Annotated in this window: 21 protein-coding genes and 1 other RNA gene; 20 read left to right on the forward strand and 2 right to left on the reverse strand. The window is 66.4% G+C overall.

The window, feature by feature from the left end; all coding sequences use genetic code 11:
- Positions 1-6: 6 nt before the first annotated feature.
- Both DCM79_RS26440 and DCM79_RS26445 read left to right on the forward strand, forming a co-directional pair.
- Entirely contained in the window at positions 7-471 is a 465-nt protein-coding gene (locus DCM79_RS26440) for a DUF983 domain-containing protein (protein WP_257177037.1), read from the forward strand.
- Positions 472-542: 71 nt separating this feature from the next.
- The gene (locus tag DCM79_RS26445) at positions 543-1256 is read left to right on the forward strand and encodes an alpha/beta fold hydrolase (protein WP_257177038.1); all 714 of its coding nucleotides are present in this window, start codon (positions 543-545) and stop codon (positions 1254-1256) included.
- Between the two features lie 173 nt (positions 1257-1429).
- Here the strand turns inward: DCM79_RS26445 and rnpB are convergent.
- Positions 1430-1856, reverse strand: an RNA gene (rnpB, locus tag DCM79_RS26450) — RNase P RNA component class A.
- Between the two features lie 140 nt (positions 1857-1996).
- The gene (locus DCM79_RS26455; protein ID WP_028138082.1) at positions 1997-2779 is read right to left on the reverse strand and encodes an N-acetylmuramoyl-L-alanine amidase; all 783 of its coding nucleotides are present in this window, start codon (positions 2777-2779) and stop codon (positions 1997-1999) included.
- A 524-nt stretch (positions 2780-3303) separates the two neighbouring features.
- Here DCM79_RS26455 and rsmH point away from each other — a divergent pair.
- The 18 genes from rsmH to recN all read left to right on the forward strand — a co-directional run bounded on the left by rsmH (position 3304) and on the right by recN (position 26969).
- Positions 3304-4293, forward strand: a complete 990-nt coding sequence (gene rsmH / locus DCM79_RS26460) for a 16S rRNA (cytosine(1402)-N(4))-methyltransferase RsmH (RefSeq protein ID WP_257177039.1) — start codon at positions 3304-3306, stop codon at positions 4291-4293.
- A gap of 3 nt (positions 4294-4296) precedes the next feature.
- Positions 4297-4689 carry a hypothetical protein gene (locus DCM79_RS26465; protein ID WP_257177040.1) on the forward strand — a complete coding sequence of 131 codons (393 nt, stop codon included), beginning with the start codon at positions 4297-4299 and terminating at the stop codon, positions 4687-4689.
- Positions 4686-6428: a penicillin-binding protein 2 gene (locus DCM79_RS26470; RefSeq protein WP_257177041.1), complete on the forward strand. Its 1743-nt coding sequence runs from the start codon at positions 4686-4688 to the stop codon at positions 6426-6428. Before DCM79_RS26465 ends, DCM79_RS26470 begins: the two co-directional genes overlap by 4 nt.
- An 83-nt stretch (positions 6429-6511) precedes the next feature.
- Positions 6512-7984: a UDP-N-acetylmuramoyl-L-alanyl-D-glutamate--2,6-diaminopimelate ligase gene (locus tag DCM79_RS26475; RefSeq protein WP_257177042.1), complete on the forward strand. Its 1473-nt coding sequence runs from the start codon at positions 6512-6514 to the stop codon at positions 7982-7984.
- Complete coding sequence (gene murF / locus DCM79_RS26480) at positions 7981-9360, forward strand: UDP-N-acetylmuramoyl-tripeptide--D-alanyl-D-alanine ligase (RefSeq protein ID WP_257177043.1); 1380 nt, start codon at positions 7981-7983, stop codon at positions 9358-9360. The genes DCM79_RS26475 and murF overlap by 4 nt, the downstream gene beginning before the upstream one ends.
- Positions 9361-9525: 165 nt before the next feature.
- Positions 9526-10629 (forward strand): phospho-N-acetylmuramoyl-pentapeptide-transferase, encoded by a 1104-nt coding sequence (mraY, locus tag DCM79_RS26485; RefSeq protein WP_028138076.1) that lies wholly within the window; start codon positions 9526-9528, stop codon positions 10627-10629.
- Positions 10630-10636: 7 nt separating this feature from the next.
- Positions 10637-12037, forward strand: a complete 1401-nt coding sequence (gene murD / locus DCM79_RS26490) for a UDP-N-acetylmuramoyl-L-alanine--D-glutamate ligase (RefSeq protein ID WP_257177044.1) — start codon at positions 10637-10639, stop codon at positions 12035-12037.
- 214 nt (positions 12038-12251) lie between these two features.
- Positions 12252-13403, forward strand: a complete 1152-nt coding sequence (gene ftsW, locus DCM79_RS26495) for a putative lipid II flippase FtsW (RefSeq protein ID WP_028138074.1) — start codon at positions 12252-12254, stop codon at positions 13401-13403.
- A 115-nt stretch (positions 13404-13518) separates the two neighbouring features.
- A complete protein-coding gene (gene murG, locus DCM79_RS26500; RefSeq protein WP_373568116.1) occupies positions 13519-14619 on the forward strand; it encodes an undecaprenyldiphospho-muramoylpentapeptide beta-N-acetylglucosaminyltransferase in 1101 nt (366 codons plus the stop codon).
- A gap of 148 nt (positions 14620-14767) precedes the next feature.
- Positions 14768-16171 (forward strand): UDP-N-acetylmuramate--L-alanine ligase, encoded by a 1404-nt coding sequence (gene murC, locus DCM79_RS26505; RefSeq protein WP_257177045.1) that lies wholly within the window; start codon positions 14768-14770, stop codon positions 16169-16171.
- Between the two features lie 4 nt (positions 16172-16175).
- Positions 16176-17096 (forward strand): UDP-N-acetylmuramate dehydrogenase, encoded by a 921-nt coding sequence (gene murB, locus DCM79_RS26510; protein ID WP_257177046.1) that lies wholly within the window; start codon positions 16176-16178, stop codon positions 17094-17096.
- A 131-nt stretch (positions 17097-17227) separates the two neighbouring features.
- Positions 17228-18214 (forward strand): D-alanine--D-alanine ligase, encoded by a 987-nt coding sequence (locus DCM79_RS26515; protein ID WP_257180852.1) that lies wholly within the window; start codon positions 17228-17230, stop codon positions 18212-18214.
- 350 nt (positions 18215-18564) lie between these two features.
- Positions 18565-19599, forward strand: coding sequence for a cell division protein FtsQ/DivIB (locus tag DCM79_RS26520; RefSeq protein WP_257177047.1), 1035 nt, complete (start codon positions 18565-18567; stop codon positions 19597-19599).
- Positions 19596-20918, forward strand: a complete 1323-nt coding sequence (gene ftsA, locus DCM79_RS26525) for a cell division protein FtsA (protein WP_257177048.1) — start codon at positions 19596-19598, stop codon at positions 20916-20918. The genes DCM79_RS26520 and ftsA overlap by 4 nt, the downstream gene beginning before the upstream one ends.
- 87 nt (positions 20919-21005) lie before the next feature.
- Positions 21006-22808, forward strand: coding sequence for a cell division protein FtsZ (gene ftsZ / locus DCM79_RS26530; RefSeq protein WP_028138066.1), 1803 nt, complete (start codon positions 21006-21008; stop codon positions 22806-22808).
- A 361-nt stretch (positions 22809-23169) separates the two neighbouring features.
- Positions 23170-24132 carry a UDP-3-O-acyl-N-acetylglucosamine deacetylase gene (lpxC, locus tag DCM79_RS26535; protein ID WP_028138065.1) on the forward strand — a complete coding sequence of 321 codons (963 nt, stop codon included), beginning with the start codon at positions 23170-23172 and terminating at the stop codon, positions 24130-24132.
- A gap of 247 nt (positions 24133-24379) precedes the next feature.
- The gene (locus DCM79_RS26540) at positions 24380-25270 is read left to right on the forward strand and encodes an outer membrane protein assembly factor BamD (RefSeq protein WP_257177049.1); all 891 of its coding nucleotides are present in this window, start codon (positions 24380-24382) and stop codon (positions 25268-25270) included.
- A gap of 13 nt (positions 25271-25283) precedes the next feature.
- Positions 25284-26969: a DNA repair protein RecN gene (gene recN, locus DCM79_RS26545; RefSeq protein ID WP_257177050.1), complete on the forward strand. Its 1686-nt coding sequence runs from the start codon at positions 25284-25286 to the stop codon at positions 26967-26969.
- The last annotated feature ends 1 nt before the right edge of the window (position 26970 follow it).

Genomic DNA, 26970 nt, shown 5'->3' on the forward strand with positions numbered 1-26970 from the left:
TATTGTATGGGTCGTCGAAAAGGAAGAGGTGTGGTCATGGCGGCCGGTTCAGTCTCTCTGGGGAAGGCGATGTGGCGCGGCTTTCGCGGCAAGTGCCCGAATTGCGGCGAAGGGCATCTGTTCGGCCGTTTCCTGAAAGTCGCCGATCGTTGCGATCATTGCGGCGAGGAGCTGTTTCACCAGCGCGCAGACGACTTTCCGGCCTACCTCGTGATGGTCGTGGTCGGCCATCTCGTGGTGCCGGCGATCCTCGCGGTCGAGACCGCCTATGCGCCGCCGGAATGGTTGCAGCTCGCCGTGTGGCTTCCGGTGACGCTGTTCGCCTCGCTCGCATTGCTGCAGCCGACCAAGGGCGCCATCGTGGGGCTGCAATGGCAGCTCGGCATGCACGGATTCGAGGCGGGAAAGCTGCGGCGGGAGGCGGGCGAGCTCGCGCCCGTGCTGGTGAAGGCCGACGCCCGCGCCGCCTGAGGCGGCGTTTACATCACGCGGCCGGTCGCTACACTTCATCGTCGAAAGAAATAAAAACGATGGAGACGCCGATGGCCGCACGCGCGAAGACCTTCCTGCTCTGTCACGGCGCATGGTCCGGCGGATGGGCCTGGAAGAAGATGCATCCGCTGATGGCCGGGGCCGGTCATCGCCTGGTGACTCCGACCTATACGGGCCTCGGCGAACGCGCGCATCTCGCCAGCCCGGCGATCGATCTCGACACGCACATTCAGGACATCCTCAACGTCATCAGATTCGAGGATCTCGACGACATCGTGCTGCTCGGCCACAGCTATGGCGGCATGGTCGCGACCGGTGTCGCCGACCGCGTCCGCGAGCGCGTGAGGCAGCTGATCTATCTCGATGCTTTCGTGCCGCGCGACGGCCAGTCGCTGTTCGACCTCAACGAGGGCGGGCGGGAGCCGATGCGAAGGGCGGCAGCTGCTGGCGACGGTTTTCGCATTCCGCCGAACCCGCCGCCGCCGGATACGCCGCAGGCCGATCTCGACTGGCTGAACGCGCGCCGGGTGCCGATGCCCATCAAGTGCTTCGAGACGAAGCTGAGGCTCGAACATGGCGAGCCGACGATCCCGTGCAGCTACATCTATTGCACCCGCATCCCGCCGGGCGACGTGTTCGGGCAATTCGCGACGCGTGCCAAGAACGAGGACGGATGGCGCTCTTTCGAGCTCGACGCCAGTCATGCCCCGAATGTCACTGCGCCGGAAGCGCTGATGCGGATGTTGGACGAGATCGTCGCATAGTTTCCGCCGTCATTCCGGGGCGCGCGTAGCGAGAACCCGGAATCCATTCTTCCACTAACTCTGCTGCGCGATGGATTCCGGGCTCGCGCTGCGCGCGCCCCGGAATGACACCGGACGCGCTTGGCTAAAATGGTGAGGGGCCCGGCGCGTTGGCGCCGAACCCCTCGTTGCAAGATATCAGCCGGCCTGTAAGCCGGGTTCTGTAGGGCACCGCCCGCTTGCGCGGACGATACGTGACGGCCATTCCTCTGGGACCGTGTTTGCACACGGCCTCGAGCAACCTACCCGGACGGCGGGCCTGACATCGCCCCGCGGCGTTATCGCTTTCGCGAACAGCCCGCTACGCCGTCCCTATTCGGTTTTGCTCCCGGTGGGGTTTGCCATGCCGGCTCCGTTGCCGCAGCCGCGGTGCGCTCTTACCGCACCTTTTCACCCTTACCCCGCGAAGCCCGAAGGCGAAGCGGGGCGGTTCGTTCTCTGTGGCACTTTCCCTGGGGTCACCCCCGCCGGACGTTATCCGGCACCGCATGTCAAGGGAGCCCGGACTTTCCTCCCCGGCGGCCTTTCGGCACCTGCCGGAGCGGCCGTCCGGCCGACTGACCGGTAACGCATGGGGCATTTGTGACCGTCCCGTCAAGCCGATATCGCCGAGCGCACGGCCTGCAATAGTTCATCCTGAAGATGTGTGCCCAGTGCGTCCGGGACACGGGACGCGGCGATGGCGCGTCCGGCTCTCGTCGTCACTTCGATGCGACGGTCGTCCCTTCCGGCGGCAGGCTGGCCAGCAGCGCCTGCAATGTCGACAGCGTCGAGTGGTCCGCGACGCCATCGAGCCGCGCCGGGCGGAAATGACGCTGGAAGGCCGTGACGACCTCCATGGTCGCGGCGTCGTATTTGCCTGATAGCGGCACGCCGTAGCCGTATCTGGCGAGCGCCTGCTGCAGGCTCAGCACCTCGTCGCTGATGGTGCCGAGCATCAGGGTCTCGCCGCGCACGACAGGGGCGGGCGTGACCCAGTGACCGACGCCGGAATTGGCGAGCGAGTGCCACGGAAACTTCTCGCCGGGGTCCTTCTTGCGCGCGGGCGCGACGTCGGAATGGCCGAGCACCCGGTGGGACGGCACCTTGCGGCGGAGCATAATGCCGCGGCACAGCGCGATCACGGCGGCGATCTGGCGCAACGGAAACTCCGGATAGCCCCAGTCATGGCCGCGATTGACGATCTCGATCCCGATCGAGCAGGAGTTGATGTCGTCCTCGCCGGCCCAGGACGATACGCCGGCGTGCCAGGCGCGCTTGGTCTCGGGCACGCATTGCACGATGCGGCCGTCCTCCAGCACGACATAATGCGCCGAGACCTCGGTGCCGGCCGTGCACAACCGCGCCAGCGCGCCCTCGACATCGGGCATGCCGGTGTAGTGCAGCACGATCATATCGGGCTGCCGTCCCTTGTTGCGCTCGCCGTAATTCGGCGAAGGGATGATGTCGGAGACGATCGAGGAGTCCGGCTCGAACGTCCGCATGTTCGCCGCGGCCTTGGGAACCGGGAGGACGCGGTGGCGCTTCGAATCAGTTCCAGATGGTGTGGACGAACCGGACGGCGGCATGGACAACTCAGGTCGGACGCGAATGGGCCAAGCCCTTCTCTTTACTATTCCTTTACCGTCAACCGTACGCAATCGCGCGGCGCGGTTAACGCATGCATTTTGCGGATGTGTGTGGAAGAGGCATCACCGCCGCTTCACCTTTGCGACTTGTAACGAGTCGATCAACGCTTTCTTAACGCTAAGGGCCGTTACTGAGAGATGAAGAGCCGACCCGCGTCCGGAGGCGGCCAAAGCGTATTTTGGCTCGAAATCCCATGGCTGCCCGACAAATTCCGCTGGGAACACTCGGTCTGCGGCCCGGGACGACCGGGCTCGGTAACCATGCCGGACTGGGGCTTTGTCGTGGAACCGCCGCGACGCGGAATGATTCGAGGCGTTATGGGCTTGTTCGTCCCCGATCTCGCTTGGACGTCAGGCAGGGCCTTCGGCGGGCGTGGCGCATGAGCCCGGCCCCGCACATTCCCGTTCTTGGCCGCGAGGCCATCGCCCATCTCGCTCCGCGCGATGGCGGCCTTTATGTCGACGCCACGTTTGGTGCCGGCGGCTATAGCCGTGCGATCCTGGAAGTGCCGGGAACCCGGCTCATCGCCATTGATCGCGACCGCACGGCGATCGCGAGCGGTGCCGAGCTGGTCGAACGCTCCGCCGGCCGGCTGACCCTGGTCGAGGACCGCTTTTCCAATCTCGCCGATGTCTGCGCGGCACAGGGATTCGACACCGTGGACGGCGTCGTGATGGATGTCGGCGTCTCCTCGATGCAGCTCGACCAGGCCGGCCGCGGCTTCTCGTTCCGCCTCGACGGTCCGCTCGACATGCGGATGGGACAGTCAGGGCCGACCGCAGCCGAGGTCGTCGCGCGTGCCTCCGAAGGCGATCTCGCCGACATCATCTACCAGCTCGGCGAGGAGCGGCATTCGCGCCGCATCGCCCGCGCCATCGTGGCCGACCGGCAGGAGACGCCGTTCACGACCACGCGCGCGCTCGCCGATCTCGTCGGCAGGGTGGTGCGATCGAAGCCGGGCGACATTCACCCGGCGACGCGGACCTTTCAGGCCTTGCGCATCTTCGTCAACGAGGAGCTCGATGAGCTGCAGATCGCGCTGGCCGCGGCCGAGCGCGTGCTCAAGCCCGGCGGCCGCCTCGTCGTGGTCTCGTTCCATTCGCTCGAAGACCGCATCGTCAAGAATTTCCTCGCCGAGCGCTCCAAGACCGGCGGCGGCTCGCGGCACCTGCCGGAGGTCGCGCAAGTTGCGCCGAGCTTCCAGCTGCTGACGCGGCGGCCCATCGTCGCCGGAGACGACGAAGTTGCGCACAATCCGCGGGCGCGTTCCGCGAAATTGCGCGCGGCCGAACGCACCTCGGCGCCGGCGCATCAGGATGGCGAGCAATCGTCCTGGCCGAAACTCTCCGACGTGATCAGGGGAGGGTAGCGCATGCGCATCATCCACCTCATCGTCATCGGCGCGCTGATCTTCGCGGCGGCCTATGTCTACCGGATCAAGATGGACTCCACCGCGCGCACCGAGAAGGTGCTGCGGTTGCATGCGGAGATCCGCGAGCAGCGCGACGCGATCGCGGCGCTGCGGTCCGAGTGGGCCAAGCTCGATGCGCCGCATCGGCTGCAAGGGCTGTCCGACCGGCATCTGCAGCTCAGGCCGGTCAACGGCACGCAATATGATTCGCTGAAGAACCTGCCGGAGCGTCCGCCGCGGATGTTCAGGCCGGGCGAGCCCGATCCGATCGGCGCCATGCTCAACACCATCGAAGCCGCCAGCGATCCCGACAATGTGACGGGCTCCGTGCCTCAGCCCGAGGACAAGCAATGAGCGCTGTGACTCCGGCCAAGCCTGCAGAACCCTGGCGGCAGCGTCTGATCCGCAGCCTGCTGTACGGGCGCAACGTCGACCGCGCCGTAAAGGCGCGCGCACGTGTCGGTCTCGCCATGCTCGCCTTCGCCTTGGTCTACGCCCTGATCGGCGGCCGGCTCGTGATGTTCGCGATCGGCGCCGACGCCCACAGTGCGCGTCGCGCGGCCTCGCAGGAGGTGGTTGCGACCGCGCGGCCCGACATCGTCGACCGCAACGGCGCGATCCTCGCGACCGACGTCAAGACGGCAAGCCTGTTCGGCGAGCCGCGCCGCATCATCGACAAGGACGAGGCGATCGAGCTTCTCACCGCGACCGTGCCCGACCTCGACGAGGCCGAGGTGCGCGAACGCCTGAGGACGCGCAAGGGCTTCGTCTGGCTCAAGCGCGAGGTCACGGCGCAGCAGCAGCAGGCGATTCACAAGCTCGGCATTCCCGGCATCGGCTTCCTGCGCGAGAACAAGCGCGTCTATCCGACCGGCAACGAGGTCGCCCACCTCATCGGCCTCGTCAACATCGACAACCAGGGCATCGCCGGCATGGAGAAGTGGCTCGACAATCAGGGCCTTGCCGATCTCCATCGCGCCGGATTCGCCACCGACCGGCTGCAGAAGCCGATCGAACTCTCGGTCGATCTGCGCGTCGAGCACGCGCTGCGCGACGAGCTGCTGAAGGCCAAGGACAAGTTCCACGCCAAGGCCGCTTCCGGCCTCGTCTCCAACGTCAAGACCGGCGAGATCGTCGCGATGGTGTCGCTGCCGGATTTCGATCCCAACAATCCGAAGGAAGCGCACGATCCCGACCGCATCAACCGCCTGACCACCGGCGTCTACGAGATGGGCTCGACCTTCAAGGCGTTCACGCTGGCGATGGGGCTGGATTCCGGTAAGATCAATCTGAACTCGATGTGGGACGCGCGCGGCAACCTGCACTACGGCAAGTTCACCATCCACGACAGCCATCCGCTCGGGCGCTTCATCAACACCAAGGAAGTGTTCACCTATTCCTCCAACATCGGCGCGGCACGGATTGCGCTCAACCAGGGCGTCGAGGCGCACAAGGCCTTCCTCACCAAGCTGGGACAGACGACCCGGCTGCGCACCGAGCTGCCGGAAAGCGCGGCGCCGCTGGTGCCGCGACGCTGGGGGGAACTGAACACCGTCACCATCGCGTTCGGCCAGGGCATGTCGGTGGCGCCGCTCCAGGCGGTGATGGGCATCAACGCGCTGGTGAACGGCGGCCATTTGATTCCGCCGACCTTCATGAAGCGCAGCGAATCCGAAGCCGCGGCGCTGGCCAAGCGCGTGATCAAGCAGGACACCAGCGACAAGATGCGGTTCCTGATGCGGCTCAATGCCGAAGTCGGCTCGGCAAGAAAGGCGGACGTCAAGGGCTATTATGTCGGCGGCAAGACCGGCACGTCCGAGAAGGTCATCAACGGCCGCTACGCCAAGAAGCGCGTGCTCAACTCGTTCACCGCCATCCTGCCCTGCGACGATCCCAAATATCACGTCCTGATCATGCTGGACGAGCCGCAGGCGTTGCCCGAGACGCATGGTTTCATCACTTCGGGATGGAACGCGGTGCCGACCGGCGGCAAGGTGATCGAGCGGATCGCGCCGCTTCTGGGCGTCGAGCCGCGGTTCGACCTGCCGCCTGCGGAGCGCCTTATTCTTGCAGCATCCAGGACAACCCAGTAATCAACGGGTAGGCTTTTCGCCGCGGCTGAGTCGGGATTTTTCCAGGATTCGGCTTTCCGGCAGGGCATGTCGACTGGAAGACCATGAAGCTGCGCGACCTCCTGGGTCAGGATATTTTGGGCAATGACGCCGCCATCGAGCCCGCTGCCGCCGCGCTCGAGGTGACCGGCCTTGCGCTCGACAGCCGCGCGGTCAAACCGGGTGATGTCTTCTTCGCGCTGGCGGGCAGCAAGACCGACGGTGCACGCTTCATCGATGCTGCGGTTGCCGCGGGCGCCGTGGCTGTGGTCGGTGACCATGCGCCGGTCGCGGGCAGGGTGCCGTTCGTCACCGTGGCCAATCCGCGCCGCGCGCTGGCGCTGGCCGCTGCCAACTTCTTCCCCGCCCAGCCGGCGACCATCGCGGCGGTGACCGGCACCAGCGGCAAGACCTCGGTCGCAGCCTTCACGCGCCAGATCTGGGAGCGGCTGGGGCATGCCGCCGCCAGCATCGGCACCATCGGCCTCGTCTCGCCCAAGCGCACCATCTACGGCTCGCTGACGACGCCGGATCCGATCGCGCTGCACCGGCAGATCGACGAGATCGCGCGCGAGGGCGTCACGCATCTCGCCTTCGAGGCGTCGTCGCACGGGCTTGATCAGTACCGGCTCGACGGCGTGCGCGTCTCCGCCGCTGGCTTCACCAATCTGTCGCGCGACCACATGGATTACCATCCGACCGTCGCGCATTATCTCGCGGCGAAGCTCCGCCTGTTCCGCGAGCTGGTGCCGCCCGGCGGCGCGGCGGTGGTCTCTGCCGATCATGATTGCTCGGCAGAGGCGATCGATGCAGCGAAGGCGCGCGGCCTGCGCGTGATGGCGGTCGGCCGCAACGGCGACGGGGCGGGCGAGGGCATCCGTCTCACTGAAGCCGTGGTCGAAGGCTTCTCGCAACGGCTGACGCTCGAACATCGCGGCAAGCGCCATGGGATCCGGCTGCCGCTGGTCGGCGAATTCCAGATCGAGAACGCCCTGGTGTCGGCCGGTTTTGCGATCGGCACCGGCAGCGATGCAGCCGACGTGTTCGCAAGCCTGGAGCATCTCGAAGGCGCCAAGGGCCGGCTCGAACGCGTCGGCGAGCGCAACGGCGCGCCGATCTTCGTCGACTATGCGCACAAGCCCGATGCGCTGGCGAAGGCGCTGCAGGCGCTGCGGCCCTATGCCAAGCGCCGGCTGGTCGTCGTGTTCGGCGCGGGCGGCGACCGCGATGCCGGCAAGCGTCCGATCATGGGCGAGATCGCGGCCGAGAATGCCGACGGCATCATCGTCACCGACGACAATCCGCGCAGCGAGAAGCCGGAGGCGATCCGCGCCGCGATCCTCGCCACCGCCAAGGGCGCCCGCGAGATCGGCGACCGCGCTGCCGCGATCGGCGCCGCGATCGAGGAATTGCAGGAGGGCGATGCGCTGCTCATCGCCGGCAAGGGCCACGAGACCGGGCAGATCGTCGGCGGAGAGGTCTTGCCCTTCAGTGATCACGAGGCGGTCGCCGCCGCATTAGCGTCGAGGATTGCATGAGCGCGCCGATATGGACGATTGCCGAAGTGGCGCGCGCGCTGGGCGCGGACGGATCGTTCCCGGACACCCCGATCGATTTCGTCACCCAGGACAGCCGCCTGGTGAAACCGGGCAGCCTGTTCGTGGCGCTGAGCGGCACGCCGAGCGGCGGTTTCGTCTCGGCCTTCGCCAGCGCGCGTGACGGCTGGGAATTCGCCGACAAGGCGGAGGCTTCAGGCGCGGTCGCCATGATCGTGCCGCACCAGATCGCGGGCATCAGCATTCCCCAGATCGTCGTCAAGGACACGCTGATCGACGGCCTCTGGGCTCTCGCACGCGCTGGGCGCGCGCGTTTCAAGGGGCCGGTGATCGGGCTCACCGGCAGCGCGGGCAAGACCAGCACCAAGGAGTTTCTGGCGGCCTATCCGAACGCCTATGCCAGCCCTTCGAGCTTCAACAATTTCTGGGGCGTGCCGCTGACGCTGTGCAACGCGCGGCCCAACGCCAGCCTCTGGGTCGTCGAGATGGGCATGAACCAGAAAGGCGAGATCGCGCGGCTGAGCGAATTGACGCGGCCGACGGTGGCGCTGGTCGTCAACGTCCAGCCCGTGCATCTGGAAAAGCTCGGCTCGCTCGAAGCTATCAGGCACGAGAAAGTCTCGATCGCGCTCGGTCTGCCCGAGGACGGCGTGCTGGTGCTGCCTGCGGGACTCAAGGCCTCCGAATGGAAAGGCAAGGTCGTGCGCTTCGGCGAGCACGCCGAGGTGCATGAGGTCGCGCACGCGCCGCATGGCGAGAGCTGGCAGGTCGTGGCCATGATCGGCAAGAAGGAGATCGCCTTCAGCCTGACGCCGGGCGCGCCGCATCGCGTGCAGAATGCGCTGGCCGCGCTCGCCGCGATCCGCGCGGCCCATCTCGATCCGGCGACGCTCGCGATCAAGCTCGACCGTGTCGGCATCATGACCGGCCGCGGCGTCGAGCAGGCGGTCGGCGGCATCACCGTGATCGACGACAGCTTCAACGGCAATCCGGCCAGCGTTGCTGCCGCGCTGCAGAGCCTGCAGGCCCGCCACATGAGCGGCGGCCGCCGCATTGCGGTCCTTGGCGACATGCTGGAGCTCGGCGAAGACGCGCCAGGCTACCACACCGCCCTTGCCAAGCACCTCGACGGGATCGACGGGGTCTACTGCGTCGGCCCCCTGATGCGCCACCTCTACGATGTGCTGCCGTCAGGCAAGCGCCTCGGCTGGCACGATGATCCCGCCACGCTGAAGCCGGGCGAGGTCGCAAATCTGCTGCAGGCAGGCGATGTCGTGGTTGTCAAGGGCAGCAAGAAGATGTTCTGGGTCAACAAGTTTGTGCCCGGCCTGGTGGCCGCCTTGCAGGCGAAGGCGTAAACTGCTTGGAAGGCGCCGTTCCCGAATCCCACCCTTTGCGGCGCGAAGCGATCCGGTTTCCCTGGGGGCGCGCGACCCATGATGAAGACAGCGAATGCGCGTGAGGCACGTTCAAGCCAATACCCAGGCCAAGACCGCGTGCATTGGCGCCATAGGACCGACTGAATGTTTTACTGGCTGATCGAGCTCTCCAACACATTTCCGGGCTTCGGTGCCGTCCGCACCTTCCTGAACGTCTTCCGCTACATCACCTTCCGCACTGGCGGTGCGGTGGTCACCGGCGCGCTGTTCGTGTTCCTGTTCGGGCCCTGGATCATCGACCATCTGCGCATCCGCCAGGGCAAGGGTCAGCCGATCCGGACCGACGGTCCGCAATCGCATCTCGCCAAGAAGGGCACGCCGACGATGGGCGGGCTGATGATCCTGTCCGGCCTCACGGTCGGCACCGTGCTGTGGGCCAATCCGCTCAACCCCTATGTCTGGATCGTGCTGGCGGTGACGCTCGGCTTCGGCTTCGTCGGCTTCTATGACGATTACCTCAAGGTGACCAAGCAGACCACGACCGGGTTCGGCAGCAAGCTGCGCCTCCTGATCGAGGCGGCGATCGCGCTGGTGGCCTGCTACGCGCTGGTGCGGCTGAACCGCGACCCCGCCTCGACCGCGCTGACGATTCCTTTCCTGAAGGACACCGTGCTGCATTTCGGCTGGTTCTTCGTCATCTTCGGCGCCTTCGTCATCGTCGGTTCCGGCAACGCGGTGAACCTCACCGACGGTCTCGATGGCCTCGCCATCGTGCCGGTGATGATCGCGACCGCGAGCTTTGCGATGATCGCCTATCTCGCCGGCAACGCGGTGTTCGCCGAATATCTCCAGATCAAATATGTCGCCGGCACCGGCGAGCTCGCGGTGCTCTGCGGCGCGCTATTGGGTGCCGGCCTCGGTTTTCTCTGGTTCAATGCTCCACCAGCTTCGATCTTCATGGGCGACACCGGCTCGCTCGCGCTCGGCGGCATGCTCGGCGCCATCGCGGTCGCGGTGAAGCACGAAATCGTGCTCGCGGTGATCGGCGGATTGTTCGTGCTGGAGGCGGTCTCGGTCATCGTGCAGGTGGTGTCTTTCAAGCTTACTGGCAAGCGCATCTTCAAGATGGCGCCGATCCACCACCATTTCGAGCAGCTCGGCTGGACCGAGCCGCAGATCGTGATCCGGTTCTGGATCATCTCGGTGATGCTGGCGCTCGCCGGGCTGTCGACGCTGAAGCTGCGGTGATCGATCGATGATCCCCGTCACCTCCTTTGCCGGCAAGACCGTCGCGGTGTTTGGCCTCGGCGGGTCGGGGCTTGCCTCCTGCCACGCGCTGAAGGCGGGAGGCGCCGAGGTGATCGCGGCCGACGACAATGCCGAGAACGTCGCCAAGGCCGCGCAGGCCGGCTTCATCACTGCCGATCTGCGCAGCGTGTTCTGGGCGAATTTCGCGGCCCTCGTGCTCGCGCCCGGGGTGCCGCTGACCCATCCGGTGCCGCATTGGAGCGTGTTGAAGGCGCGCGAGGCCGGCTGTGAGGTGATCGGCGACATCGAGCTGTTCTGCCGTGAGCGGCGGCGACACGCGCCGGATGCGCCGTTCGTCGCCATCACCGGCACCAACGGCAAGTCGACCACGACGGCGCTGATCGCGCATCTCACCAAGGTCGCCGGTTACGACACCCAGATGGGCGGCAATATCGGCACCGCGATCCTGTCGCTGGAGCCGCCGCGCATGGGCCGCGTCCACGTCATCGAGATGTCGTCCTACCAGATCGACCTCACGCCCTCGCTCGATCCCTCCGTCGGCATCCTGCTCAATGTCAGCGAGGACCATATCGATCGTCACGGCACCATCGAACATTATGCCGCCGTGAAGGAACGCCTCGTTGCCGGCGTGCAGGACGGCGGCACCGCGATCGTCGGCGTCGACGACGGCTTCTGCCGCGACATCGCCGACCGGCTCGACCGCGTCGGCAAGAACGTGGTGCGTATCTCCGTCAAGAACCCGCTGGCGAGCGGCATCTATGTCGAGCATGGCGACATCGTGCGTTCTTCGGGCGGTGCCCGCAGCGAAGTGGCCGCGCTGGGCGGCATCGGCTCGCTGCGCGGCCAGCACAACGCGCAGAACGCGGCCTGTGCCGCCGCCGCCGCGCTCGCGATGGACATCAGCCTGGAGGTGCTGCAGAACGGCCTGCGCAGCTTTCCCGGCCTTGCGCACCGCATGGAGCAGGTCGGCCGCCGCGGCAACGTGCTGTTCGTCAACGATTCCAAGGGCACCAATGCGGACGCAACCGCGCATGCGCTGTCGTCGTTTTCGGAGATCTTCTGGATCGCCGGCGGCAAGCCCAAGGCCGGCGGGATCACTGGCCTGACCGGTTTCTTCCCGCGTATCCGAAAAGCCTATCTGATCGGCGAGGCCGCGCAGGAGTTCTCGGGAACGCTGGGCACGCAGGTGTCGCACGAGATCAGCCAGACGCTCGACGTCGCCGTCGAGCATGCCGCGCGCGATGCGGATGCCGCAGGCCTCACCGACGCCGTCGTGCTGCTGTCCCCCGCCTGCGCCTCCTTCGACCAGTACCGCAACTTCGAGATCCGCGGCACCAAGTTCCGCGAGCTGGTGCAGGCGCTGCCGGGGGTGAAGCCGGTGGTGTGAGGCGGTCTCGTGTCCCGGACGCGGCGCGGCATGAAGTGACGCTCCGCAGAGCCGGGACCAGAAAGCTCGCTGGGCCCCGGCTCTGCAGCGCACCGCAAAAGGCGCTGCGCTGCGTCCGGGGCACGAGACTCTTCAAAACTTGAACAAGCTATTAACCCTTCGGTAACCAACCTCGGCGACCAATGGACGGACCTCCGTCCGAAAGCGGCCGCCCATGCTCTCCCGTGAAGAACGCACCCCCTTTTCCGAGTGGTGGTGGACCGTCGACAAGCCGCTGATGGGCGCGATCCTGGCTTTGATGCTGACCGGGGTGATCCTATCGCTGGCGGCGAGCCCGCCGGTTGCGACCCGCATCGGGCTCGAGCCCTTCCACTTCTTCAGCCGCCACGTGCTGTTCCTGCTGCCGTCCTGCATCGTCCTGCTCGGAGTGTCCTTCCTGTCGCCGCGCTCGATCCGCCGCAGCGCGCTGATCATCTTCGCGATCAGCATCGTCCTGATCGTGCTGACGCTCGCCATCGGCCCGGAGGTGAAGGGCTCGCGGCGCTGGATCACGCTGCTCGGCGTCAACATCCAGGCTTCCGAAATCGCAAAGCCGTCGTTCGTCGTGATCGCGGCATGGCTGTTCGCGGAATCGACCAGGCGCCCGGAGATGCCGGCGACCACGATGGCACTGGTGCTGCTCTTGATGCTGGTCGCGCTCCTGGTGATGGAGCCCGACTTCGGCCAGACCATGCTGGTCCTGATGGTGTGGGGCTCGCTGTTCTTCATCGCGGGCATGCGCATGATCTGGGTGTTCGGTCTCGCAGGCCTTGGCGCCGCCGGCCTGTTCAGCGCCTATCTGTTCGTTCCGCACGTGGCGGGGCGCATCAGGCGCTTCATGAATCCGGCCTCCGGCGACACCTTCCAGGTCGATACCGCCATGGAAGCCTTCTACAACGGCGGCTGGTTCGGCCTCGGGCCGGGCGAGGGCATCGCCAAGCGTAGCCTGCCGGACAGCCACACCGACTTCGTATTCGCCGTCGCTGCCGAGGAGTTCGGCATCATCCTGTGCCTGGCCATGCTGGCGCTGTTCGCCTTCGTCGTCCTCCGCACGCTGTCGCGCGCTTATGCCAATGAAGACATGTTCTCGCGCTTCGCCGCCTCGGGTCTCGCGATCCTGTTCGGCGTGCAGGCGGCGATCAACATGTCGGTCAACCTCCAGCTCATCCCGGCCAAGGGCATGACGCTGCCGTTCATCTCCTATGGCGGCTCCTCGATCGTGTCGCTCGCCTATGGCGTCGGCATGATGCTGGCGCTGACGCGGCTGCGCCCGCGCACCGAGGTCGAGGCCAGCGGCCACGCCGAGGCGATGCGCAGTTACGCTTAGCTCGTCAATGCGAGGAGCGCAGCGACCAAGCAATCCAGGCTGTCTCTGCGGAGGGATTCTGGATTGCTTCGCTGCGCTCGCAATGACGGCTGAGACACTGTAAAACCCCTCCATCATGGACACGTCCCCCCTGATTCTTCTTGCCGCGGGCGGCACCGGCGGCCATCTGTTTCCGGCCGAGGCGCTCGGCGTCGAATTGATCCGGCGCAGCTATCGCGTCCGCCTCGTCACCGACGAGCGCGCGCTGCGCTATAGCGGGCTGTTCAGCAAGGACATGATCGACGTCGTGGCAAGCGAGACCGCGCGCGGCCGCAATCCGCTGCAACTCGCCTATGCCGGCTTCACGCTCGCCGCCGGCACGCTCTCCGCGTATCGCCTGATCAAGCGCTTGAAGCCCGTTGCCGTCGTCGGCTTCGGCGGCTATCCGACGCTGCCGCCGCTGGTCGCGGCGAAATTCGCCGGCGTGCCCGGCATCATCCACGACGCCAACGCCGTACTCGGCCGCGCCAACCGGTTCCTGTCCGCCCACGTCCGCGCCATCGCGACGTCCTTGCCCGGGGTGCTCGACCGCGATCCCGCGCTCTCCGGCAAGACCACGACGGTCGGCACGCCGATGCGTCCGGCAGTGCTCGCCGCCGCCGCTGTGCCTTATGCCGCGCCGGAGGTGAACGGCCCGCTGCGCCTGCTCGTCGTCGGCGGCAGCCAGGGTGCGCGCATCATGGCCGACATCGTGCCCGGTGCGATCGAGCGGCTCGAGCCGGCGTTATGGAATCGCCTCATCCTCACCCAACAGGTGCGCGAGGAAGACATGAGCCGCGTGCGCGCGGTCTATGACAAGCTCAAGATCAAGGCCGAGCTCGCGCCGTTCTTCACCGATCTGCCGGCACGGCTCGCTTCAAACCATCTCGTGGTATCGCGCTCCGGCGCCGGCACGGTGGCCGAGCTCGCGGCGATCGGCAGGCCCTCGATCCTGGTGCCGTTGCCCGGTTCGATCGACCAGGACCAGTTCGCCAATGCCGGCGTGCTGGCCAAGGTCGATGGCGCGATCCGCATCCCGCAGACCGAGTTCAGCTCCGATCGTCTCGCCGCCGAAATCTCCGGTCTGGCCGCCGAACCCGCGCGCCTCACCGCGATGGCTGCGGCCGCGAAGGGGGCAGGGCGGCTCGATGCGGCCGAGCGGTTGGCGGATCTCGTGGTCAAGGTCGCGGGAATCTGACGCCTGTTCCGGCCCGAATGGCCAAAAAGCCACTTGTCATGCCCCGCGAAAGCGGGGCATCCAGTATCCGACGCAGTTGATTTGAATCTCTGGCGTCGCGGAGTACTGGATCGTCCGCCTTCGCGGACGATGACCCCAAGGAAACCACATGAGACTGCCGCGCGAGATCGGACCCATCCACTTCGTCGGGATCGGCGGCATCGGCATGAGCGGGATCGCCGAGGTGCTGGTCAATCTCGGCTATGCCGTGCAGGGCTCGGATGCCTCCGACAATTACAATCTCGACCGGCTGCGCAAGAAGGGCGCGAAGGTCTCGGTCGGCCACAAGGCGGAGAATGTCGACGGCGCCGAGGTGGTCGTGGTCTCCACGGCGATCAAGCGCGACAATCCGGAACTGATGGCGGCGCGCGAACGTCGCATTCCCGTGGTGCGCCGTGCCGAGATGCTGGCCGAGCTGATGCGGCTGAAGAGCTGCGTCGCCATTGCCGGCACGCACGGCAAGACCACGACGACGACGATGGTCGCGACGCTGCTCGACGCCGGCGGGCTCGATCCCACCGTGATCAACGGCGGCATCATCAATGCCTATGGCTCCAACGCGCGGCTGGGGGCCGGCGACTGGATGGTGGTCGAGGCCGACGAGAGCGACGGCACGTTCCTGAAGCTGCCGACCGATGTCGCCATCGTCACCAATGTCGACCCCGAGCATCTCGATCACTTCAAGACCTTCGAGGCCGTGCAGGACGCCTTCCGTCATTTCGTCGAGAACCTGCCGTTCTACGGCTTTGCCGTGATGTGCATCGATCATCCCGTGGTGCAGAGCCTCGTCGGCAAGATCGAGGACCGCCGCATCATCACTTACGGCGAGAATCCGCAGGCCGATGCGCGGCTGGTCGACCTCACCGCAGGCGGCGGCGGCTCGAAGTTCAAGGTCGTGATCCGCGACCGCAAGGCCGGCACCCTGCACGAGATCGCCGACCTCGCGCTGCCGATGCCGGGCCGGCACAACGCCTCGAACGCGACGGCGGCGATTGCGGTCGCGCATGCGCTCGGCGTGTCGGACGAGGCGATCCGCAAGGCGATGGCCGGCTTTGGCGGCGTCAAGCGCCGCTTCACCAAGACCGGCGAGTGGAACGGCGTCACCGTCATCGACGATTACGGCCATCACCCCGTGGAGATCGCAGCCGTGCTGAAAGCGGCGCGCGATTCCTACACCGGCAAGGTGATCGCCGTGGTGCAGCCGCATCGTTACACCCGCCTGCAATCGCTGTTCGAGGAATTCTGCACCTGCTTCAACGACGCCGACGCGGTGATCGTTGCCGACGTCTATGCCGCCGGCGAACCGCCGATCGAGGGCATCGACCGCGATCATTTCGTCGCGGGCTTGCGCGCCCACGGCCATCGCGAGGTGATCCCGCTGCCGGCGGCATCAGAGCTCGCGGGCATCGTCAAGGGGCTCGCGAAGCCGGGCGATCTCGTCGTGTGCCTTGGCGCCGGCAACATCACGCAATGGGCGTATGCATTGCCCGGCGAATTGAAGGCGCTGGGGTAGGGCGGTGAGCTTCCCCGACATCACGCCCACTCTCAAAGCCGCGATGCCGGAGCTGCGCGGCCGACTGCTCGCCAACCAGTCGCTCGCCGAGCTCACCTGGTTTCGCGTCGGCGGTCCGGCGCAGGTGCTGTTCACGCCGGCGGACGAGGACGATCTGGCTTACTTCCTCGCGCACCTTGCTGCCGACATTCCGGTTTACGTCGTCGGCGTCGGCTCCAACCTCATCGTGCGCGACGGCGGCATCGCGGGCGTGGTGATTCGCCTTTCGCAGCGCGCCTTCGGCGAGGCCGCCGCGAGCGGCGATGTCGTCACCGCCGGCGCGGCCGCGCTCGACAAGCGGGTGGCGGAAGTAGCGGCCTCTGCCAATATCGGCGGGCTCGAATTCTACTTCGGCATTCCCGGCACGATCGGCGGCGCGCTGCGCATGAATGCGGGCGCCAACGGCGGCGAGACCAAGGACGTGCTGATCGAGGCGCGGGGCGTCGGGCGCGACGGCACCAAGCACGTGTTCTCCAATGCCGACATGAAGTTCGTCTACCGGAGCAGCGGCGTCGATCCTTCCATCATCTTCACCTCCGCGCGCTTTCGTGGTGAGATCAGGGACGCGGATGCGATCCGCGCGCGCATGGCGGAGGTGCAAAACCATCGCGAAACCGCGCAGCCGATCCGCGAGAAGACCGGCGGCTCCACCTTCAAGAATCCGCCGGGCCATTCCGCCTGGAAGCTGGTCGACGCTGCTGGCTGCCGCGGCTTGCGCGTCGGTGGCGCACAGGTCTCGGAGATGCACTGCAATTTCCTGATCAACACCGGCGATGCCACCGCGCACGACATCGAGACGCTGGGCGAGACCGTGCGCGAACGGGTGAAGGCAAATTCCGGGATCGAGTTACACTGGGAAATCAAGCGGATCGGGATTTCCGCGTGAATGTCGTTCCGGGGCTCGCGAAGCGAGAACCCGGAATCCATTGGGCCGCAGAGACGATGGAAAAATGGATTCCGGGCTGGCGACTTCGTCGCGCCCCGGAATGACGAATGGAGAGATTTCGGGCTATGACCATGCGCATCACCATCCTCTTCGGCGGCTCCAACCGGGAACGTCTGGTCTCGGTCGCCTCGGCGCAGGCGCTGCATCAGGCGCTGCCCGAGGCTGATCTCTGGTGGTGGGACATCGAGGACAAGGTGCATGTCGTGCAGTCCAGGCAGCTGCTCGAACATGCTCGCCCCTTCGAGGACGAGTTCAAGCCGGGCACGCGTGGCATTCCCTTGGAGCAGGCACTCGACCAGGCCAAGGCCGAGGGGCGCGTACTGGTGCTCGGTCTGCACGGCGGGCGTGCCGAGAACGGCGAATTGCAGGTGATGTGCGAGGCGCGCGGCGTGCCCTTCACCGGCTCGGGCTCGGCCTCCTCGCATCTTGCTTTCGACAAGGTCGCGGCCAAGCGGTTTGCCGCCCTCGGCGGCGTGACGCCGCCGGCAAACGTTGCGCTCGACAACATCGACGAGGCTCTTGCCGAATACGGCAGGCTGATCGCAAAGCCGGCGCGCGACGGCTCGAGCTACGGCCTGATCTTCGTCAACGCCAAGCAGGATCTCGTCGCCGTCCGTAACGCGGCCAAGCACGAAGAGTATGTCATCGAGCCCTACATCGCCGGCGTCGAGGCGACCTGCGGTGTGCTGGAGCGCACCGATGGCTCGATCATCGCGCTGCCGCCGATCGAGATCATTCCGGGCGAGGGCAGTTTCGACTACGCCGCGAAATATCTCCTGAAATCGACCCAGGAGATCTGCCCCGGCCGTTTCGCGCCCGAGATCACCGCCGCGCTGAAGGCGCAGGCGATGCTGGCGCACCGCGCGATGTCATGCACCGGCTATTCCCGGTCGGATTTCATCGTCTCGGACAAGGGCCTCGTCTATCTCGAGACCAACACGCTGCCCGGGCTGACCAAGTCCTCGCTCTACCCCAAGGCGCTGAAAGCCGAGGGCATCGCATTCGTCGACTTTCTGCGCGACCTGGTGGAGCTCGCGCAGCGGGGCGTGCGGAAATAATTAGGACTGGTTAACGGCCGGATCGACGAAACGGGCCGGTTTGGCGTCCAAAACCGGTAAAATGCCGGACATCGCGGCATAAATGCCTCACATAACGGGGCAAAATGCGCGGGACGTTAACGAATTTTACCTTTTGTTTACCAGGACGTCCGAAGGTTAACGCTGGCGGCGCATATGGCGCTTTGGCTGCCGGCGCGTGAGCTGTCGCGGGTGATGTCACCTCCAGCGAACGCTTTGAAGGGGAGAGGTTTTCTTCTGCTGAAGACCAGCACCCGGCCCGGCACGTCCAGGACGTCATGTTCGCCAGGATCCGCGCGATGTCGCGGGCAAACTGTTGACGAGCTCGTGCAATGGATGGAGCAGGAAGCCTCACCCGGTCTCTTTTCAGATCGCTGAGGCCCCAAGCCGACCTGAAGGCGGCCGCTGTCGGAGCGGTCGTGCTTCTGCGCGAGTGGGTGCAGGACAAGCGCCAGGAAAGACTTGAGGCGGCGCGCGCCGCCGCCAAGGACAAGATCAAGGCCAGGGCCAAGGCCGTCGTCGAGCGAGAGCCGCCGCCGCGCGTGGTCGCGCTGGTCGAGCGCTATTTGCCGCGCCGGGTCGGAATCAGCATGACCGTGCTGCTGCTGATCGGCAGCTGCGGCTTCGGCATCGTCAAGGGCGGCCATCTCCAGGATTTCATCACCGCGGTCAGCGACGCCCGCAACGCGCTGGCCAATTCCGCCGGATTCCGCATCACCTCCGTCGTGATCAACGGCCGTAAGCAGCTGACCCAGGACGAGATCCTGGCGATCGGCGGCGTCAGCGGCCGCTCCTCGCTGCTGTTTCTCGACGCCGACGCGGTGCGCGACAAGCTCAAGGCCAATCCCTGGATCGCGGATGCGACCGTGCTGAAGCTCTATCCGGGTCAGCTCATGATCGAGCTCACCGAGCGCAAGGCGTTCGCGCTGTGGCAGGAGGCCGGCCGGCTCTCGGTCATTGCCGATGACGGCGCCGTGCTCGAGCCCTACGTCTCGCGCCGCTTCCTGACGCTGCCGCTCGTGGTCGGCAAGGGCGCCGAGACCCAGGCGCGCGATTTCCTGGCGCTGCTGGCGCGCTATCCGCAGGTCAATGCGGTGACGAAAGCCGCGATCTACGTCGGCGAGCGGCGCTGGAATCTGAGGCTGAAGGACGGCCTCGACATCCGTCTGCCCGAGCAGGACGTCGGCAACGCGCTCGCGATGCTGTCCAGGCTCGACAAGGAGGATAGGCTGTTCTCCCGCGACATCGTCGCCGTCGACATGCGCCTGCCCGATCGGCTGGTGGTGCAGCTGTCCGAGGACGCCGCCAAGGCGCGCGAGGATCTGTTCAAGGACAAGAAGAAAAAGAAGGCCGGGGATTCCGCATGACCGGTCTCGATCGCACCCAGACGCCGAAGACGCGCCCGATGCCGCACAAGCGGGGCGGCCTCGTCGCCTGCCTCGACATCGGCACCAGCAAGATCGCTTGCATGATCGCGCGGCTGAAGCCGTCGCCGCCGAGCGAAGCGCTGCGCGGCCGCACCCATGCGGTGGAATTGATCGGATACAGCCAGATCCAGTCGCGCGGCATGAAGGCCGGCGCGGTGATCGATCTCGGCGAATGCGAGCAGGCGGTGCGCCAGGCCGTCGCGCTTGCGGAGAAGATGGCCAAGGTGCGGGTCGAGTCCGTGCTGCTCTCGGTCTCCGGCGGCCGGCTGTCCGGCCAGCTGGTCGAAGCCGCCGCCGACATCCGGGGTGGTGCGGTGACGCAGGCCGACGTCAGCCGCGTCACCTCCACCGGCATGCGTCACGCCACCGGCGACGGCCGCACCGTGCTGCACGCGCTGCCGGTCGGCTACACGCTCGATGGCGTCAAGGGCATCCGCGACCCTCGCGGCATGGTTGCCCATCAGTTCGGCGTCGACATGAACGTCGTCACCTGCGACGCCACCGTGGCGCGGAACCTGATGCTGGCGGTCGAACGCTGCCACATCAATGTCGAAGCCATGGCGGCGAGCCCTTATGTGGCCGGCCTGTCGGTGCTGACCGACGACGAGGCCGATCTCGGTGCTGCCGTCGTCGAGATGGGCGCCGGCACCACCACGATTGCCGTTTATTCAGGCGGCCGTTTCGTGCATGCGGCGGGTTTTGCGGTCGGCGGGCAACACATCACGATGGATCTCGCGCGCGGACTCTCCGCGACCATTGCCGACGCCGAGCGAATCAAGACGTTATACGGCACCGTCATCACCGGCGGATCGGACTCGCGTGAGCTGATGTCTGTGCCGACAGCCGGTGACGAGCAGGATCTGCCGCAGATCGTCTCCCGCGCCACCATCGCCAACATCGTCAAGCACCGTGCCGAGGAAGTCTTCGAAATGGTTCGGGACAAGCTGAAGGATTCGCCCTTCGCCTCAGAGCCCAACGGCCGCGTCGTGCTCTCGGGCGGAGCCTCGCAGCTCACCGGCCTGGTCGAGCTCGGTACCCAGATTCTCGGCCGGCCCGTGCGGGTCGGACGTCCGCTCGGCTTCGGCCGGCTGCCCAACGAGGCGAAGAACGCCGCGTTCGCGGTGCCGGCCGGACTCCTCGTCTACCCGCAATATGTTCACCTCGAACATGTCGAACCGCGGCATACGCGGCACCAGGTCAAGACAGGGACCGGCGGTTATTTCGGAAAGGTCGGACGATGGCTACGCGAGGGCTTCTGATGATTCATTTCCGCAATTCCCGACTTTCACCAACACCCGCGGCCGCCGGCCGGGGCGAACCCACGCGCGCGTGATCGAGAGGCAACCATGACCATCAGCATCAATGTTCCTGATATTCACGAACTGAAGCCCCGGATCACCGTGTTCGGCGTCGGCGGCGCCGGTGGCAACGCCGTCAACAACATGATCACGGCCGGCCTTCAGGGCGTCGACTTCGTGGTCGCCAACACCGACGCGCAGGCGCTGACGATGTCGAAGGCGCAGCGCATCGTGCAGATGGGCACCGCGGTCACGCAAGGGTTGGGCGCCGGCTCGCAGCCGAACGTCGGCGCCGCGGCGGCGGAAGAGGTGATCGACGAACTGCGCGACCATCTCTCGGGCGCCAACATGGTGTTCGTCACCGCCGGCATGGGCGGCGGCACCGGCACCGGTGCAGCTCCCGTGATCGCCAAGACCGCGCGCGACATGGGCATCCTCACCGTCGGCGTCGTGACCAAGCCGTTCCACTTCGAGGGCGGCCGCCGCATGCGCACCGCCGAAGCCGGCATCGCCGAGCTGCACAAGGTCGTGGACACGCTGCTGATCATTCCGAACCAGAACCTGTTCCGGGTCGCCAACGAGAAGACCACCTTCGCCGACGCCTTCGCGATGGCCGACCAGGTGCTTTATTCGGGCGTCGCCTGCATCACCGACCTGATGGTCAAGGAAGGCCTGATCAATCTCGACTTCGCCGACGTCCGCGCCGTCATGCGCGAAATGGGCAAGGCGATGATGGGCACCGGCGAAGCCTCCGGCGACAAGCGCGCGCTGACCGCCGCGGAAGCGGCGATCGCCAACCCGCTGATCGACGATAGCTCGATGAAGGGCGCCAAGGGCCTCCTGATCTCGATCACGGGCGGCAAGGACCTCACTCTGTTCGAGGTCGACGAAGCCGCGACCCGCATCCGCGAGGAAGTCGACCAGGACGCCAACATCATCGTCGGCGCGACCTTCGACGAAGCGCTCGACGGCCTGATCCGCGTCTCGGTCGTCGCCACCGGCATCGAGCAGGCCGCGATCGCCCGCAACAGCCAGGCCACTTCCGCCCCCGTCGCAAACCCGGCCCCGCAGGCGCAGCAGGCGCCCGCCGCTCCGGCCGCGGCCGCCGAGAGCCGTCTCGCCGACCTGACCGCGCGGCTCCGCGCCGACAACCAGCGCATGGCCGAGCGCGCCCAGAAGCTGGAAGCGCAGATCCCGGCCGCAAGCCAGGCTCCGGTTGCTGCCGCGCCGATGGCGCCTCGTCCGAACGTCGAGCGCGCCGCGCTCGCCGCCATCGCGGCTGCCGTTGCCGATGTTCCGCAGGCCCCGGCGCCGATGCAGACCTACGGCGACGTCACCGTGCGTCCGATCGCGCAGAAGCCAACCCTGTTTCCGGAGCCCGAGCAGGCTCCGGCCGTGATGCAGGAGCCGATGACGCCCGAAACCTTCATCCCGCCTCAGGCCGAACGCCCGGTCCGTACGCCCAGGATGCCGCGCATCGACGAGCTGCCGATGCCGGCCCAGGCCGAGCTTCGCCAGGCGCGCGGTGAGGTCGAGGAGGAGGCGCCGCAGAAGAGCCGCCTGTCGTTGCTGCAGCGCCTCGCCAATGTCGGCCTCGGCCGTCGCGACGAGGAAAGCGAGGCGCCGGTCGCGGCCCGCACCACCGGCCCCGCGATGCCGCCGCTGCCCGAGCGCCGGCCGCAGAAGACCGTGGCCCAGCAGATCGCATCGAACGAACCGGTATCCGAGTACGCTCGCCGCCCGGCCCCGCAGGGCTTGGACATGCATGGTCGACCCGCCCCTGTTGCGCCGGCGCCACAGGGCGACGACCATCTTGATATCCCGGCCTTCCTGCGGCGGCAGGCGACCTGAGGATTGTTACAATAAGACGGACGAAAACAGGTCCCGGCAACCAGCTTGCCGGGACCTTTCCTTTGCTCCCGTGCATGTCCGGATTGTGCAATCAAGCAGCTGATTTTAAATGATTAATTACGCGTTTGGGTGTTCGGTAGAATTGCCGGCAGCGGCCCAAAAGCTCGGCGCAATTTGGTTAAGCCTTGGCGCGAATACGGCGGGTTTGGGGTAACAATCGGTAAAAAACCGTGAGTTGGCGCTGTTTAGGGCAGTGATTATGGTTTGCCGTGACTTGGGGATACGGATTCGCGGCGCCGGCACTGGCCGGGCAAGTTGGTCTCGTATAAGTCGCAATGGGTCGTAGTGGGGCGGGTTCCTGATGAAATTTAGCCGGCAAACAACGCTTGGTGCGCAAGCCTCCGTGGCAGGCGTGGGCGTTCATTCCGGTCTTCCCGTCACTCTCACGCTTGGGCCCGCGCCTGTCGACGCGGGTTTTGTTTTTATCCGGACAGGCCTCGAGGGAAGTGATCGCGAAGTTCAGGCGACGGCCGATCAGGTGATCGCGACCGACTTCGCCACCGTCCTCGGCGATCGCAGCGGTCCGCTGGTGTCCACCGCCGAGCATGTTCTTGCTGCACTGCGGGGCATGGGTGTCGACAACGCCACCATCGAAATCGATGGTCCGGAAGTGCCGATCATGGACGGCAGCGCCGCGGCCTTCATTGCGGCGATCGACCAGGCCGGCATCGTGACCCAGCCGGCGCAGCGCCGCTTCATTCAGGTCTTGAAGCCGATCTCGGTCAAGATCGGCGATTCCTTCGGCGAAATCAGGCCCTACGCCAACGGGTTCTGTGTCGAGGTCGAGATCGACTTCACCAATCCCGTCATCGGCCAGCAGGCTTATACTTTCGACCTCAACCCGGAACGTTTCCGCCGCGAAGTCGGCCGGGCCCGGACCTTTGGTCTGATGTCCGATGTCGCGCGGCTCTGGAGCGCGGGTTATGCCCTCGGCGCTTCCTTCGACAACACCGTCGTGTTCGACGACGAGCGGCTGCTCAACACCGAGGGTCTGCGCTACGCCGATGAATGCGCCCGTCACAAGGTGCTGGACGTGATCGGCGATCTCTCGCTGGCCGGCCTGCCGCTGTTGGGTGCCTACCGCTCGGTGCGTGGCGGCCACAAGCTCAACCACGCCGTCCTGACTGCGTTGCTGGCCGACCGGACCGCCTGGCGGGTGGTCGAGGGCGAGGCGATCCGCCGCACCACGCGTCCCGTGGGCGAAGTCGGCCGCGGGATCGTCGGTGGCCGGGTTGCGGCGGCCTACGGGCCGGACGTGTCCTGAACAGAGCAGTTCCGCGGGCCTCCGGCCGCGGCGCACCCCCCCGGGAAACTCCTGGTAACCATGATCGGCTAGCATTGCGGCAAGTTCGCCTTAATCCGGGCGAATTGCCTGCCTATCCGGTTGGTTAAAGATCGCTTTTCGGATCCATCGGCGTGGTCGCATGACAGGCACCACGGCACCATTTCGCGCCCGTGACGGGGTCATGGGCTGGCGGGCACCGCATCACAGGGCGTCAGGGCTTAAACTCATGTCGGCACAGCGTATGACGCGCGGATATTTCTCGATCTCCTTGCGAGCTCGTGGGCTGCTTCAGGCCGTCACCTTCATCCTGCTCGCGCTGCCGCTGGCCGGCTGCGGCACCGGCTCGCTCTGGGACAAGTTCACCGCCAAGGATGACACCTTCGTCGAGGAGCCCGCCGACAAGATCTACAATGAGGGCCTGTACCTCATGAACGAGAAGAAGGACATGAAGGCGGCGAACAAGAAGTTCGAAGAGGTCGACCGCCAGCATCCTTATTCCGACTGGGCCCGCAAATCGCTGCTGATGTCCGCTTATGCGTCCTATCAGGGCGGCGACTATGACGGCTGCATCGGCGCGGCCACCCGCTACGTCACGCTGCATCCCGGCAGCCCGGATGCGGCCTATGCGCAATATCTGATCGCGGCCTCCCATTACGACCAGATCCCGGACATCAGCCGCGACCAGACCCGTACCGAGAAGGCGATCGCGGCGCTGGAAGAGGTGGTGCGCAAATATCCGAACTCGGAATACGCGACGTCCGCCAAGGCCAAGATCGAAGGTGCGCGCGATCAGCTCGCCGGCAAGGAAATGAACGTCGGCCGCTACTATGCGCAGAAGCGCGACTACACGGCGGCGATCAACCGTTACAAGACCGTCGTCACCCAGTACCAGACCACCCGCCATGTCGAGGAGGCGCTGTACCGGCTGACCGAAGCCTATATGGCGATCGGCATCGTCGGCGAGGCGCAGACCGCGGCGGCCGTGCTTGGCCACAATTTTCCTGACAGCCGCTGGTACAAGGACGCCTATAATCTTGTAAAATCCGGCGGTCTCGAGCCGAGCGAGAATCAGGGGTCCTGGATCAGCAAGACCTTCAAGAAGATGGGCCTCGGCTAGGAAATTTGGTTCCATGCTGGCGCGTCTATCGATCCGCGACATCGTCCTGATCGAACGGCTCGATATCGAATTCGCAACGGGCCTTGCGGTTTTGACCGGCGAGACCGGTGCGGGCAAATCCATCCTGCTCGATGCCTTTGCGCTGGCGCTCGGCGGCCGCGGCGACGCCGGCCTCGTGCGCCACGGCGCGGAGCAGGGGCAGGTCACCGCCGTGTTCGACGTCCCCAAGAATCACCCTGCGGCGAAGATCCTCGCCGAGAACGGCCTCGACGACACCAGCGTTGAAGAATCCTGCGAGATGATCCTGCGCCGTGTGCAGCTCGCCGACGGCCGCACCCGCGCCTTCATCAACGACCAGTCGATCAGCGTGCAGACGCTGAAGGCGGTCGGCGCCGCCCTGGTCGAGATTCACGGCCAGCACGACGAGCGCGCCCTGGTGGACGCCGCCACCCATCGCCGCCTGCTCGACGCCTTCGCCGGCCTGGAGAAGGACGTCGCCGCGGTCGAAGCGCTCTGGGACGCACGCCGGACCGCCACCACCGCGCTGGAGGAGCATCGCGCCGGCATGGAGCGCGCCGCGCGCGAGGCCGATTATCTGCGCCACGCCTCCGCCGAGCTGAAACAGCTCGCGCCCAAGGACGGCGAGGAGACCTCGCTTGCCCATCGCCGGAGCACCATGATGCAGGGCGAGAAGATCGCTTCCGACCTGCGCGAGGCGCAGGAGGCGGTCGGCGGCAATCATTCGCCGGTCGCCGCCCTCTCGGCCGCGGTACGCCGGCTGGAGCGCCGCGGCGTCAATTCGCCGGCCCTGGTCGAGCCGGCCGTGAAGGCGATCGACGCCGCCATCAACGCGCTGGAGGAGGCCGACCAGCATCTCCAAGCCGCCTTGGCCGCAACCGATTTCGATCCGGCCGAGCTCGAGCGTATCGAGGAACGGCTGTTCGCGTTGCGCGCCGCCTCGCGCAAATATTCGACGCCGGTCGACGGGCTCGCCGCGCTCGCCGCCAAATATGCCGCCGACGTCGTGCTGATCGACGCCGGCGCCTCGCAATTGAAGAAGCTGGAGCAAGCCGCGATCGAGGCGGATGGCCGCTATGCCGCCGCCGCCAAGAAGCTGTCGGCGGCGCGGCAGAAATCGGCCGAGAAGCTCAACAAGGCCGTCAACGCCGAGCTCGCGCCGCTCAAGCTCGAGCGCGCCAGGTTCATGACCCAGGTCGAGACCGACGAGGCCGCGCCGGGGCCGCAAGGCTTCGACCGTGTCGAGTTCTGGGTGCAGACCAATCCGGGCACCAAGCCGGGGCCGCTGATGAAGGTCGCCTCGGGCGGCGAGCTGTCGCGCTTCCTGCTCGCGCTCAAGGTCGTGCTGTCGGACCGCGGTTCGGCGCCGACGCTGGTGTTCGACGAGATCGACACCGGCGTCGGCGGTGCGGTCGCCGACGCCATCGGCGGGCGCCTCGCGCGCCTTGCCGGCAAGGTCCAGGTGATGGCCGTGACCCATGCCCCGCAGGTCGCCGCCCGCGCCGACCAGCATCTGCTGATCTCCAAGGACGCCCTCGACAAGGGCAAGCGCGTCGCCACCCGCGTCAATGCGCTCGCCGCCGACCACCGCCGCGAGGAAATCGCCCGCATGCTGGCCGGCGCCGAGATCACAGCGGAGGCGAGGGCGGCTGCGGAGCGGTTGCTGAAGGCGGCGAGTTAGG

The organism is Bradyrhizobium sp. WBOS07 (genome assembly GCF_024585165.1).
In the GTDB taxonomy this organism is placed as follows: Bacteria; Pseudomonadota; Alphaproteobacteria; order Rhizobiales; family Xanthobacteraceae; genus Bradyrhizobium; species Bradyrhizobium japonicum_B.

Coding starts and splice junctions, on each gene's coding strand:
- DCM79_RS26440 (WP_257177037.1), top strand. CDS start 7: ATGGGTCGTCGAAAAGGAAGAGGTGTGGTCATGGCGGCCGGTTCAGTC.
- DCM79_RS26445 (WP_257177038.1), top strand. CDS start 543: ATGGCCGCACGCGCGAAGACCTTCCTGCTCTGTCACGGCGCATGGTCC.
- DCM79_RS26455 (WP_028138082.1), bottom strand. CDS start 2,779: ATGCGGACGTTCGAGCCGGACTCCTCGATCGTCTCCGACATCATCCCT.
- rsmH (WP_257177039.1), top strand. CDS start 3,304: ATGAGCCCGGCCCCGCACATTCCCGTTCTTGGCCGCGAGGCCATCGCC.
- DCM79_RS26465 (WP_257177040.1), top strand. CDS start 4,297: ATGCGCATCATCCACCTCATCGTCATCGGCGCGCTGATCTTCGCGGCG.
- DCM79_RS26470 (WP_257177041.1), top strand. CDS start 4,686: ATGAGCGCTGTGACTCCGGCCAAGCCTGCAGAACCCTGGCGGCAGCGT.
- DCM79_RS26475 (WP_257177042.1), top strand. CDS start 6,512: ATGAAGCTGCGCGACCTCCTGGGTCAGGATATTTTGGGCAATGACGCC.
- murF (WP_257177043.1), top strand. CDS start 7,981: ATGAGCGCGCCGATATGGACGATTGCCGAAGTGGCGCGCGCGCTGGGC.
- mraY (WP_028138076.1), top strand. CDS start 9,526: ATGTTTTACTGGCTGATCGAGCTCTCCAACACATTTCCGGGCTTCGGT.
- murD (WP_257177044.1), top strand. CDS start 10,637: ATGATCCCCGTCACCTCCTTTGCCGGCAAGACCGTCGCGGTGTTTGGC.
- ftsW (WP_028138074.1), top strand. CDS start 12,252: ATGCTCTCCCGTGAAGAACGCACCCCCTTTTCCGAGTGGTGGTGGACC.
- murG (WP_373568116.1), top strand. CDS start 13,519: ATGGACACGTCCCCCCTGATTCTTCTTGCCGCGGGCGGCACCGGCGGC.
- murC (WP_257177045.1), top strand. CDS start 14,768: ATGAGACTGCCGCGCGAGATCGGACCCATCCACTTCGTCGGGATCGGC.
- DCM79_RS26515 (WP_257180852.1), top strand. CDS start 17,228: ATGCGCATCACCATCCTCTTCGGCGGCTCCAACCGGGAACGTCTGGTC.
- DCM79_RS26520 (WP_257177047.1), top strand. CDS start 18,565: ATGGATGGAGCAGGAAGCCTCACCCGGTCTCTTTTCAGATCGCTGAGG.
- ftsA (WP_257177048.1), top strand. CDS start 19,596: ATGACCGGTCTCGATCGCACCCAGACGCCGAAGACGCGCCCGATGCCG.
- ftsZ (WP_028138066.1), top strand. CDS start 21,006: ATGACCATCAGCATCAATGTTCCTGATATTCACGAACTGAAGCCCCGG.
- lpxC (WP_028138065.1), top strand. CDS start 23,170: ATGAAATTTAGCCGGCAAACAACGCTTGGTGCGCAAGCCTCCGTGGCA.
- DCM79_RS26540 (WP_257177049.1), top strand. CDS start 24,380: ATGTCGGCACAGCGTATGACGCGCGGATATTTCTCGATCTCCTTGCGA.
- recN (WP_257177050.1), top strand. CDS start 25,284: ATGCTGGCGCGTCTATCGATCCGCGACATCGTCCTGATCGAACGGCTC.